The organism is Alteromonas sp. W364 (genome assembly GCF_031846205.1).
Taxonomy (GTDB): domain Bacteria; phylum Pseudomonadota; class Gammaproteobacteria; order Enterobacterales; family Alteromonadaceae; genus Glaciecola; species Glaciecola blandensis.
Window position 1 is genome coordinate 103,063 of the sequence record NZ_JAVRID010000008.1, and the last position, 12,643, is coordinate 115,705.

Genomic DNA, 12,643 nt, shown 5'->3' on the forward strand with positions numbered 1-12,643 from the left:
ATAAAGTGTTTTGCTTTGTTTTCGAGTTTTATAGTCTGCTCACTAACATAATATAGTGGAGCAGCAGTGTGCATAGACTTCGCTATTCAGTATTGAGGAATACAATGATGAACGATAACTATGCGGGTAAAACAACACTGATTTCGGGCGGTGCTGGTGGCATTGGATTAGCGCTAGCGAAGGAGTTTGGTTCGTTAGGTATGAATGTTGTGATCGCTGATATTGATATGGTGGCCTTGGGTAATGCAGAAAGCGAGTTGAAGGAAGCCGGTTTGAATGTGCTAGCTTGCCAACTTGATGTCACCGATTATCAGCAGTGGGAGCAATGTATAGCAGCGGCCCAGAAAGAATTTGGTAAGTTACATATGGTCGTCAATAACGCCGGCGTGGGCGGCATTCCGGGCAAGATTGAAGATACCGATCATGCAACTTGGCGTTGGGTCATTGATGTTAATTTAATGGGTGTACTTTATGGTACGCAAGCGGCGACACCCGCTATAAAAGCCCATGGTGAGGGTGGTTGGATCATAAATGTAGCGTCTATGGCTGGGATGATGGGCGTTCCTTATTCAAGTGCCTATGCGGCCACTAAAGCTGCGGTTGTTTCAATGACCGAAAGCTGGGCAGTTGAACTAAAGCCACACAATATACATGTTTCTGCTTTGTGTCCCGCCTTTGTCAAAACTCGAATTCACGAGTCTCTGCGAAACAAGCAGGAGAAGTATCAAACAGTACCAAGTAAAGAAAAAGTGATCGACAAGGAAAAGCTCAAGAAGAACTTTAACGCGGCGGCGGCACTTGTTGAGTCTGGCATTTCAACAGAGTTATTAGCAAAGCGCGTTGTTGAAGCACTCAATTCAGGTCAGCAATATATCTTTAGTCATCCTAACTACCGTCAAGCCACCTCGTATCGAGCAGCATTAATTGATGGCGCTTTCGATGATGCTCAACAAAGTGAACTGGTTAAGCACCTAATTGATGATGAAATAGCCAGTCTCTAGGCTGGCTGTAGGGGTGTTAAATCTGTGGTCTTTATTTTGGTAATAATTAATTTAAATATTGGTTGACAATCTGATGTCTCGTGGTTAGCCTTAACACCATATTAACAAAAGCTATCAATTTGCGGCAAACTCAATCCTTGCGCCGTCTACATTTGATTGTACTAGACTACTGGAGATGCTCTTATGTCAATGTCAGGTAAAACAGCTATCGTTGCTGGCGGCGGGAGAGATATCGGTGCGGCATGTGCAATTGAGTTGGCAGCTCGTGGAGCAAAGGTGCTAATCACTTATCATGCAAGCTCTACAGAAGCGCAAAAAACGATCGCAAAGATTACTGACGCTGGCGGCCAAGCGATGGCTATTCAAGCTGACTTAACCGATCAGAAAAGCGTCAATGAAACAGTACAAACAGCGTTAAATGAGTTTGGTAGTGTTGATTGCCTCGTTCATGTTTCCGGCGGCTTGATAGAACGAAAAAAGATCGTTGATATGGATTTAGCGCACTGGCAAAAAGTACTTGATGTCAATTTGACTTCCTTGTTCTTAATGTCTCAAGCGGTTATACCGCATATGAAGCCAGGTAGTTCCATTGTGACTTTTTCTTCGCAGGCGTCACGCGATGGCGGCGGTGGTGGTGCAATTCCATATGCAACATCAAAGGGCGCAGTCAGTACATTTACTCGAGGCTTAGCCAAAGAGCTTGGTCCTGATATTCGTGTAAATGCGGTTTGTCCTGGCATGATTGCGACTGGCTTTCATGACACTTTCACTGATGACAATGTTCGCTCTAATGTAGCTGGAGCAACATGTATCAAGCGTGAAGGTAGTTCCGAAGAAGTTGCTAAGCTGGTCGGCTTCCTTGCTAGCAGTGACTCGTCTTATATGACGGGAAATAATGTCGATATTAACGGTGGTTTGCTGTTTTCATAGCAGGCGACTGTTTCAAAGAATTCGGTAAGTGGTTGTGCGCTTAGCGGATGTTGTAAAACAAATTTAATTATTTGTGTCCTAACTTTTCGGGCCTCTTTATGGGGCCCGTTTTTTTATTCTTTTCTAAATATTTCTCAAAAAAAACATTAAAATCATTCATTTATTTTTGGTATTACCAAATGTGGCATTATTGGTAATAATAAATGTTAATGTATGGTTGACATAGTGTTGTCAGATTGGTTACATTGGGCCATCGGTTTTTAATTTTGTTAACAATTTAACATCCCGAGCCAGTGACAGGTAAATTATGTATGACTATATACATAGTGCCAACCAGAGCCCTGTGCGCAACTTGGCATAGGGCTCTACTTATTTTAAAAATGGAATTAGGTAGTTTTTCATGTTTGTAAAAAGTTGCTCCTCTACGATCATATTTGCCATCACTTCGCTGTTTTTTTTAACAGCCTGTGAGCCAGCTTCTCAATCACAGAAAACAGATAGTGCAGAAAAAGCTGCGTTGTCGGTTGATGGCAGGCTTATTCGCACTCAACAAGAATACGTAGACGCATTATCATCTATAAAGGCAGGCGATACTCTCGTGCTTGCCGATGGTGTTTGGAATGACTTTGAAATACTACTGAAAGGCGAAGGAAGCGAAGAGCAACCTATTACGCTGAAGGCCCAAACCAAAGGTAAAGTGATTTTATCCGGCCTGTCTAACTTGCGCCTAGCAGGTGAATATTTACATGTGGAAGGCTTGGTATTTAAAAATGGCTACAGCCCAACAGGTGAAGTCATTTCTTTTAGTGAAGATGCAGATACCTTAGCTTATCATTCACGCGTAACGGAAGTTGTTATAGATGGTTTTAGCAATCCGGACAAATTCAATGCGGACAAATGGGTCGTGCTCTACGGCAAGCATAATCGTTTCGACCACAATCATCTAGTCGGTAAAAGTAATGCCGGCGTCACAATGGCAGTGAGATTAAACTCTGAAGACAGCCAAGAAAATTATCACCGCATTGACCACAACTATTTCGGTCCACGACCTATTCTTGGTTCCAATGGCGGCGAAACGTTGCGTGTTGGCACGAGCAAATACTCACTCAGCAACTCTTTTACAGTAGTGGAAAATAATTACTTTGATCGTTGTAATGGTGAAGTTGAGATCATTTCCAACAAGTCTGGTCAGAACAAGTTTTTGAATAATGTGTTCTTCGAAAGCCGTGGTACCTTAACTTTACGCCATGGTAACGGTAACCTGGTTGAAGGGAATGTGTTCTTCGGAAACGGCAAAGATCATACTGGCGGTATTCGAGTGATCAATGCGGACCAAACTATTCGCAACAACTATATGGAAGGCTTGACTGGCATTCGTTTCGGTGGCGGCTTTACCATTTTGAATGGCGTACCTAATTCTAAAATAAACCGCTACCACCAAGTAAAAAATACAAAAATTGAAAACAACACAATAGTTAATGTCGATAATATCAACCTTGCTGCGGGAAGCGACGCAGAGCGCACAGCGGTTCCAATCAACAGTAGCTTTTCAAATAACTTAGTTATCAATAGCAACGGTCAGAATCCGTTTAAAATATTCGATGATGTCTCAGGTATTACCTTTGCTGGCAATATTGCGAATCAAGCGCCACAAGAAGAAATTGCCCAAGGGTTTAATTTACAAGAAAGTGATTTGGTGAGAGGCGATAATGGCCTACTTCAAAGCCAGACAGCCCAAGCTGCTGAAGTCGGTGCTCCGGCGAGCTTAAACCCGATCTCCAGAGATGACACTGGTGTTGCTTGGTACCCTAAGTCTGGTGACGCAGTGGCATTTGACTCAGGTGAAGTGGTGAATGTTGAAAGTGCTTCAGAGTTAATGCAAAAAATTGCAACAGTAGCACCTGGCTCAATAATTACTTTGGCGCCAGGTGACTATGATATAAACAAGCAACTCCAAGTTAAAACAACGCTCACAATTAAAGCTGAAACGCCAAGAACAGTCACTTTATACCCTATGCGTTCACTTACTTTTGAAATTGAAGATGGTGGCAGCTTGAAGCTTGATGGACTGAATATCTCAGGCGTAAAGTCACCAGACAATGCAGGTAATGTGTTAATTAGAAATACGAAGTTACCTACTTTATTCAACTATCAACTGCATATACACAATACGCAGATTACTGATTTAAATGTAAATCACTCAGCACACGTTTTCGATGCAGGTTATCGCAGTATGGCTGATCACATTCTAATCACTGAAAGTGTGTTCGAAAACATTACAGGCGACATTTTGCGTCTTGATAAAGAGCAAGACGACTTAGGTATTTACAATGCCGAATATGTGACAATTAAAGACTCTAGCTTTTCCAATATCGAGGGTGCCGTTGCAAAAATTTACCGAGGTGGCACAGACGAAAGTACCTTTGGTCCTCATTTTAGAATGAGCAATAGCAAAGTACAAAAAGTGGGTGGTGGTAAGCGTAACAAAACAGGTTCATCTATCTTTTTGTTGGGCGTGCAGCAAACGCGTTTAGCCGAGAATACTTTTTCAGATGCTAAAGTCGTAACTATTGATCACACAGTAGGCGAGCCTAGAACACAGATACTAACGAATACATTTACCAATACACCAATGCCTGTAGTAACGGAGACCTTTGCAAAAGGCCCATCTACCGCCATCGTTGAAGGAAATATTACAAAATGAAACTAGCTAACACACTACTTTCTGTTTTTTTGCTTTCTAGTTTTGCTTGCTCTGCTCAACACCTACTTGAAACACCTGAGCAAATTGAAGCGATGCAAGTGGCTGCAAAATCGGATGGCAGTTTTGCTGATGAATTTGAAGCGCGCAAAGCCAAAGTAGACTTGGCATTGACTCAAAAATTGAATGTACCTTTACCTGCTGATGCGGGCGGTGGATATACACACGAAGTTCACAAAAGAAATTATGCAACTATGCGCGATGCTGGTCGTTTGTATTTGATAACGAATGAGCAAAAGTATGCAAACTTAGTACGAGACATGTTGTTCGAATATGCTGAGATGTATCCAACGCTACCATTGCATCCACAGCAAAAAGAACAGTCGCCGGGTAAGTTGTTTTGGCAAAGCCTAAATGAAGCCGTTTGGTTGGTATATACCATTCAAGGCTACGATGCAGTGAAAGACGCCTTGACCACTGAAGAACGCAACACCATCGAGAATGGTGTGTTTATCCCAATGGTAAGATATTTATCAGAAGAGTCCCCGCAAACTTTCGACAAGATCCATAATCATGGCACTTGGGCCGTGGCAGGCGTTGGCATGGCGGGTTATGTTCTGGATAAACCAGAGTGGGTTGAGAAGTCATTATATGGCCTTGATAAGTCTGGTAAAGGTGGCTTTATGCGCCAACTTGACGAACTCTTCTCACCTCAAGGTTACTATAATGAGGGGCCTTATTATCAGCGTTATGCATTAATGCCTTTTGTGTTATTTGCCAAAGCTATTGATGTCAACGAACCCGAACGCAAGATATTCGAGTATCGCGATGAGGTATTATTAAAAGCGATTACGACCACTATAGAACTTAGCTACAACGGTCTTTTCTTTGGTATCAACGATGCGATAAAAGATAAAGGCATCGATACCTTAGAGCTTGTACACGGTGTCACTATTGCCTACAACAAGACTGCAGAGAAAGGTTTGCTCAGTATTGCTAAAAAGCAAAATCAAGTACTTCTAACCGGTGATGGGCTTGCGGTAGCAAATGCTATCGATGATGGTTTAGAGGTAGTCTATCCGTTTGATTCAAAGGTCTTCGGTGATGGTATTTCTGGCAAAGAAGGTGCCTTGGTTGTGTTGCGAGAGAATCAAGATACGGCCCATCAAACATTGGTTTTTAAAGCGACATCACAAGGCCTGGGTCATGGTCATTTTGACAAGCTTCATTGGATTTTTTATAACCAAGGTGAAGAGGTTGTTTATGACTATGGCGCCGCACGTTTCCTCAATGTTGAAGCTAAATACGGTGGTCACTATTTACCTGAAAACAATGCTTACGCAAAACAGACTATCGCTCACAATACCTTAGTGGTTGATGAAATTAGTCATTTCAATGGCAAAACTTCTGTGGGTAATCAATATCACCCTGATGTGTTATTCACTGAGTTTGATGAAGAGTTACAGATATCTTCAGCGCGTATGGAAAACGCATATGACAATTTGGCGTTTACGCGCACTCAAGCATTGGTTAACAGCAAAGAAGGCTTTGTTTTTCTCATCGATATATTAGATGTTGACGCTGAAGGCGAACATCAACTCGATGTGCCTGTGCACTTTAACGGACAATTTATTGACAGTAACGTCGGCTTACAGGGCCAAACTCAGAGCCAAAGCGCTTTAGGTAGTAATAACGGATATCAGTACCTATGGTTGCAAGCCAAAGGCGAAGTTGAGCAGGACTTAGCCAGAGTGACTTGGCTGAAAGATAATACGTTCTATACCCACACCACTGTTGCAAAGAAACAAAATAATCGTAAACCACAAGAGTTATTGATGGTGCGTATTGGAGCAAACGATCCGAACTTTAACTTGATCGCCAAGCAAGCCTTAATCAACCGTATACATAGCAGCGGAAATCATCAGTTTTTGAGTATGCTTGAAGTGCATGGTGAATATAACGGTAGTCGAGAATTCACTATCAATAGTAAGAGTCAGCTTCAGAGCTTAGAAAATATCAGTCACCTTTCAAGCAATAAAACAGTGACCTTAGTGAAAGCTACTTTTGCACCAGAACTGAGTTTTGTACTAGCAATTGCTAGCAGCGCGAGTGATGAAAATACCGAAACTGAATTTAGTGTCGAAGGGAAAGAATATGAAATGAAGGGCAATGCCCATTTGTTTCGCTTATAGGTTTGATGGTTGATAAAACTAACTACCTACAGACAGTATAAACGACAGATAAAAATTATAATTAGTAGTAAAAAGCATAGGAATAAAATATGAAAAACTTGAGGTGGTGGGTAATTGCGCTTATCGCACTTGCTACGGTCATTAACTACATCGACCGACAAACGCTGAGTGTTTTGTGGCCATTTATGGGTAAGGAAATTTACCCAGACAAAACCGATGCCGAGTTAAAAGAAGTGTACGGCATCATTAGTATTGTTTTTCTTTTCTCTTATGCCTTTGGTCAAGCGATCTTCGGTAAAATATTTGATTGGATTGGTACACGATTAGGCTTTGTTTTGTCTATTGGTATTTGGTCTATTGCCACCATACTGCACGCGTTTGCACAAGGTATACTTACCTTCAGTATTTTCCGAGCAATTCTTGGTATTTCAGAAGCGGGTAACTGGCCTGGTGCGGCGAAAGCTAATGCAGAATGGTTCCCGACGAGAGAGCGTGCGCTGGCTCAAGGCATCTTTAACTCTGGCGCCGCAGTAGGTGGACTGATCTCTGTTCCATTGATTGCTTATCTTGCACTGTTCTTCAGCTGGCAAGTCATTTTTATTCTTGTTGGTGCAATTGGTTTACTGTGGTTAATCCCATGGTTAATCGTGGTGAAGTCTCCACCTGGTGATCACCCTTGGATTACCGAAGAAGAAAGACAATACATTCTGACGGGTCAGAAAAATGAAGTGAAAAGTGAAGCCGAAAATGCAGTGGAATACACACCTTCTACCGGCCAACTTTTATCCCACAAGCAAAGCTGGGGTGTCATTATCGCAACAGCGGCAATTGATCCTATTTGGTGGTTGTTCATCGTTTGGATCCCAACATATCTTGTTGAAGTTTATCAAATGGATGTAAAGGGCTTAGCTATTTACGGCTGGGTACCTTATCTAGGAGCAATGTTTGGTGCTTGGTTCGGCGGATTGTTAGCGCAAAACCGATTGAAGGCAGGTTGGTCAGTGAATAAGACTCGAAAAGTCGTTATCTCGTTAGGTTGTATGATAATGCTACCCGCCTTGTTGATGTTATCAAATCCAGGTGGCGAAGTGGCTGCGGTTCTTATCATGGCAACCATATTGTTCGGCTTCCAAACGTCGATAGGTAATGTTCAAACACTTCCAAGTGACTTATTTGGTGGAAAAACCGTGGGGAGCTTAGCTGGTTTTGCAGGTATGGCGGCCAAGCTTGCTGCAGCGGCGTTAACTTATTCTGTCCCGTTTCTAACAGCAGATGGAAACTACACCATCGTATTTGGTATCGGTGCTGGGCTGGCGCTCATCGCGATGCTTAGCGTATTGTTGTTGTGTCCGAAAGTTGAACCTGTAAAGCCGCACGGTGAAAATACAGGTTCTGCACAGGAATCATAACTTATGAAGGCTTTGAACATATCATCGTTGATGTCTGGTTTTTATCCGAAACGTAACCAGGGTAGTCTTATGACTGCCCTAGCAATGACCTTTAGTTGTTTGGTTTTTACATCGAGTGCTCAAGCGTCTGATAAAGATGTTCAGATCCCTGAGTCTCACACTAGCCTTGCGCAAGGCGTGTTATTGGGTGATTTTACTAAACTCGACCCAAGTAAAAAACCAGGTGAAAACTTTGACTTGCTAGATTGGTCATTGACTCTGCCAACAGACATCAACAAAGACAAAAAAGCGGACACGATATATGAGAACCCTCTCAATGAAGGTTTCGAACTGAAGCCATTTTTCTACACTGCAGATGATGGTGGTTTAGTGTTCGCGTGTCCAAATGTCGGTGCGCAAACTTCCAAGAATACCAAGTATGCGAGAACGGAATTGCGCGAAATGTTGCGTCGTGGAAACACACGGATTAAAACCCGTGGGATTACTGAAAATAACTGGGTTTTTGGTGGTGCACATGGTGCTATGAAGCGCAAAGCTGGCGGCATTGAAGGTAGCTTAGAAGGCACTCTGGCTGTGAATAGAGTATCGACTACGGGTGATGAAAAAATGGTTGGTCGCGTTATCGTAGGCCAAATACACGCAACGGATGACGAACCTATTCGACTGTATTACCGGAAGCTACCTGGCAATACGAAGGGGACTATTTATTTTGCGCATGAGATCAATGGTGGCGACGATATTTGGATAAATATGATTGGCACGCGTTCTCATACTCTCGATAATCCTGAAGATGGTATCGCCTTGAATGAAAAATTTTCCTATAAGATAACGGTAGAGAATGAGATCCTCTTTGTTACCTTAATCAGGGAAGGTAAACCAAATATTACTAAGTACTATGACATGAAAGACAGCGGTTATAGCGCTGGTAACCAATACATGTATTTTAAAGCCGGTGTGTATAACCAAAATAATGGTGGTGCAGAAGGTGATTACGTGCAGGCAACTTTCTACCACATTCAAAATCAGCATAAAGGCTATAAATTCTGAGGTCATTTACGGTCTCAATAAGATTTTATTCTAAGTTGATTGTCTGACCAATTTTGTCAAGGATCCCAAATAAAACCCGTCATCTGCAGCAATGCAATGGCGGTTTTTTTTTGTGTTTACAAATGATTTGGTTTTTATTTTTGGTAAGCCGTATTGGTAATAAAATTGTTAACGATTGGTTGATATATTGGTTTCGATTAAGTATATTGGTGCTAACAAATGCGTAACATAAACATAACAAGCGATTCGCAATCAAATGCTCGCACAAAAACAACGGAGAACTCGATATGTCGTTGATATCAGGGAAACATAAAAACTCACTCAATCAGGAAGAGCAATTTACGCTGTCACCTGTTGCAAAATGGGTCAAGCTTGCAGTCATTGCTTCAGTAGCTAGCTCATTTGCCTTCGCCGCTACTGCACAAGAAACGCAAACCGAAAGTGAAGAAAGCGCAGAAAATGTAATTGAAGTGATTGATGTTGTAGGAACCCGCAAAACGATACAAGACCAAATAGCCATAAAGCGTGAAGCAACCACCGTCGTTGATGGTTTATCTGCAGAAGATATTGGTGATTTACCCGCTCTTTCAATCGGTGAAGCCTTAGAGTCAATTACTGGCGCTGCATCACACCGTGAGAATGGTGGTGCGACAGAGATTACAATTCGTGGTTTAGGTCCCTTTCTAAGTGCCACTCATATCAATGGGCGTGAAGCGACTAACGGTAGTGGTGACCGCTCTGTTAACTTCTCTCAGTTTCCTTCGGAGCTAATGAAAAAAGTTGCGATTTACAAAACGCAAGACGCCTCTATGATTGAAGGTGGTGTAGCGGGTGTAATTACACTAGAAACGCTAAAGCCACTCGACTTTGGAAAACAACGTTTCCAAAGTGAAGTAAAGTTAAACTACAACCCTGATCAAACAAATGTAGAAAATTCACTCCAAGGCGATCTGGGTTATCGCGGCACTCTCAGTTATGTAGATCAGTTTGAATTTAGTAATGGTCAAGCATTAGGCGTTACAGTGGGTTGGCAACGACAAGACATCAGCCAACCAGAAGCTGAATATCGTAGCTCTAGCCCGACGGGTTCTTCGTTATGGGCGTGTCTCAACGACCCGACAAACACGAATGAAGGTTTTTTCCGTTCATCTGCAGGAGATTGTGAAGATCAGGTTAACGGTAGTAACAACCAAGGTTATGAAACAGATATCGATCCAGCAACAGGTCGCGCTGAAAGCTCAGGTACCGGCTATGCGTGGACTGGCTCTAGTCGAAGCTTCCGTCAAAACGAAACCTCTGATGAAAGAGATGCATTGTTTATTGGGCTTCAATTCCGTCCTTCAGACGCGTGGGATATCAATTTCGACGCACAATTATCCGACCGAGTACAAGCAGAAGCTCGTCATGATTTACTCTTTTTACAGAAACGTGTGACGCCAGGTGTAACAGGCCAAAACCTTGTTACAAACAGTGTAGGTGGCATTTTACATTGGGAAGGTGAAGAGCGCTTTGAGTCTGCAGGAGAGCAGTTCTCTCGTGAAGAAAACTATCAAGGTTACGGTTTAAACATTCAGCACTTCGTTACTGATGACCTTAGCATCAGCGCCGATTTTGGTTACTCACAAACTAAGCGTGAAGAACTACAAATCTCTAACCGTGGCAGAACCGCATTCCGTCCATTCTTCTCTTGGGATTTAGGCGAATATATTCCTCACTTAACGGTGAGTGACTTTGATGTTACAGATATCTCAAACTTTACGGATAGTTTACGTACTCGTATCGACCGTGAAAACGTAAGAGATAATGAAGTTGTTTCTGCGCGGATTGATTTTGACTACTCTCTAAACGGTGAACATTTTACTAGCATCCAAGGTGGCGTGCGCAGATCTGAATTGACCTTTGTTCAATTTGGTGGAACGAATGGTAACGGGTCAAGAAATCAGTTTACATTAAATGAAGCCAACACAGCCGCGATAGACATTCTCGAAGGGTGCCAGATTGATTTCCCTGAGTCAGACTATTTATCGAGTATTTCTGATGGCGACATCATTACCAATGTTGACAGTGATGGCAACGTAATTGCGAGTGGCACAGGTTCTTCGTGGGCTACTTACAACAATGTTTGTTTCTCACAAGCCGTTGTTGCTTCACAAGGTGGCGAATTTGCTTACCCTGAAGTTGAATACGCAAACGCCGGTACAATTGATGTGACAGAAGAAACCACTGCTGCATATGTCATGGCTAATTACGATACTGAGATGTTTGGTAAATTCATTCGCGGTAACTTTGGTGTGCGCGTGGTGAACACCGACGTGACTTCTATCGGTTTTAGACAAGGTTTTGATGTAGAAACAAGTGAGCTGGGTGTACTGACACTCGTCACTAATGATTCAATAGAGCGCATTGTGGGTGGCGGTGACTACACAGAGGTGCTTCCGAGCTTTAACTTAGTTGTAGATTATAGCGAAGATATTCTGTTAAGAGCGGGTATTTACCGTGGTATGTCTCGTGCTGACCCAGCGGATCTTGGCTTTAGCCGTACTTTCCAAACTGATGACGAAGTAGCGCCTGTCACCATTTCTGATTTGTTAACGGGTGTTAATGGTTCTGGTAACCCAGACACGCAACCATTGATGTCTTGGAACTACGATGTGGCATTTGAATGGTACCCAAATGAAGATTCCATCTTCGCGGTTAGCGTATATTACAAGCAGTTTAATGGTGGTTTCCAACAACAAACAGTATTAGAGAACTTCAACGTAGAAGGTGTTGATGTTGCCTTGCCAATCACTAACTCAGTGACCACTGACAATGAAAGTGACCTCTTAGGTTTAGAAGCGTCAATAGCATATCGTTGGGACAGTGGTATTGGTGTGAAGTTTGGCTATAACTACGCTGACACAGACTTTGAGTTTGAAGACAGTAATTATGGCGACACATTCATTACTGATCTAGATGGCGTTACAACACAGCTGACTGAAGGGATCATTCCTCCTGGTGCGGTACCTGGTTTCTCTGAGCATGTATTCAGTGGCCAGCTTTACTATCAAGTGGGTGACTTCGATACGGCACTTATCTACAAATATCGTAGTGAGTACTTCCAGCCCTACACAAGTAACGGAACAAGATTACGTTTTGTTGATGAAGTGGGCGTTTGGGAGGCGAGAGCTTCTTACAAAATCAGCAAAAACATTCGTGTGAAAGTTGAAGCAATTAACTTGTTCAGTGAGCCGAAATCACAAGATTTCTATGTTCAGGGTAATTTAGGTGAAGTTAACGACTACGGTCCTCGTTTATTCGCGGGTATTAGCTTCAAGTACTAATAGAGCAAAGTGCTTATATCACATACACATTTGCCCACAG

The 12,643-nt window shown here is 42.6% G+C and carries 7 protein-coding genes; all 7 read left to right on the forward strand.

From position 1 onward, the window contains the following. Positions 1-107 precede the first annotated feature (107 nt). The 7 genes from RM556_RS13655 (at position 108) to RM556_RS13685 (ending at position 12,603) form a co-directional block, all read left to right on the forward strand. Positions 108-1,001, forward strand: a complete 894-nt coding sequence (locus tag RM556_RS13655; protein WP_311374904.1) for an SDR family NAD(P)-dependent oxidoreductase — start codon at positions 108-110, stop codon at positions 999-1,001. A gap of 183 nt (positions 1,002-1,184) precedes the next feature. After that, complete coding sequence (locus RM556_RS13660; RefSeq protein ID WP_311374870.1) at positions 1,185-1,931, forward strand: SDR family oxidoreductase; 747 nt, start codon at positions 1,185-1,187, stop codon at positions 1,929-1,931. Between the two features lie 400 nt (positions 1,932-2,331). Beyond that, complete coding sequence (locus RM556_RS13665; RefSeq protein WP_311374871.1) at positions 2,332-4,635, forward strand: polysaccharide lyase 6 family protein; 2,304 nt, start codon at positions 2,332-2,334, stop codon at positions 4,633-4,635. Next, complete coding sequence (locus RM556_RS13670; protein ID WP_311374872.1) at positions 4,632-6,824, forward strand: heparinase II/III family protein; 2,193 nt, start codon at positions 4,632-4,634, stop codon at positions 6,822-6,824. Before RM556_RS13665 ends, RM556_RS13670 begins: the two co-directional genes overlap by 4 nt. 89 nt (positions 6,825-6,913) lie before the next feature. Beyond that, entirely contained in the window at positions 6,914-8,233 is a 1,320-nt protein-coding gene (locus tag RM556_RS13675) for an MFS transporter (RefSeq protein ID WP_311374873.1), read from the forward strand. Positions 8,234-8,317: 84 nt separating this feature from the next. Continuing rightward, a complete protein-coding gene (locus RM556_RS13680) occupies positions 8,318-9,280 on the forward strand; it encodes a polysaccharide lyase family 7 protein (protein ID WP_409220092.1) in 963 nt (320 codons plus the stop codon). A gap of 287 nt (positions 9,281-9,567) precedes the next feature. Next, on the forward strand, positions 9,568-12,603 hold the full coding sequence (locus RM556_RS13685; RefSeq protein ID WP_311362234.1) for a TonB-dependent receptor: 3,036 nt from the start codon (positions 9,568-9,570) through the stop codon (positions 12,601-12,603). Positions 12,604-12,643: the final 40 nt, after the last annotated feature.

Bases quoted from the DNA above. Each gene is read 5' to 3' on its own strand.
- RM556_RS13675 (WP_311374873.1), top strand. From the start codon at position 6,914: ATGAAAAACTTGAGGTGGTGGGTAATTGCGCTTATCGCACTTGCTACG.
- RM556_RS13670 (WP_311374872.1), top strand. From the start codon at position 4,632: ATGAAACTAGCTAACACACTACTTTCTGTTTTTTTGCTTTCTAGTTTT.
- RM556_RS13660 (WP_311374870.1), top strand. From the start codon at position 1,185: ATGTCAATGTCAGGTAAAACAGCTATCGTTGCTGGCGGCGGGAGAGAT.
- RM556_RS13665 (WP_311374871.1), top strand. From the start codon at position 2,332: ATGTTTGTAAAAAGTTGCTCCTCTACGATCATATTTGCCATCACTTCG.
- RM556_RS13655 (WP_311374904.1), top strand. From the start codon at position 108: ATGAACGATAACTATGCGGGTAAAACAACACTGATTTCGGGCGGTGCT.
- RM556_RS13685 (WP_311362234.1), top strand. From the start codon at position 9,568: ATGTCGTTGATATCAGGGAAACATAAAAACTCACTCAATCAGGAAGAG.
- RM556_RS13680 (WP_409220092.1), top strand. From the start codon at position 8,318: ATGACCTTTAGTTGTTTGGTTTTTACATCGAGTGCTCAAGCGTCTGAT.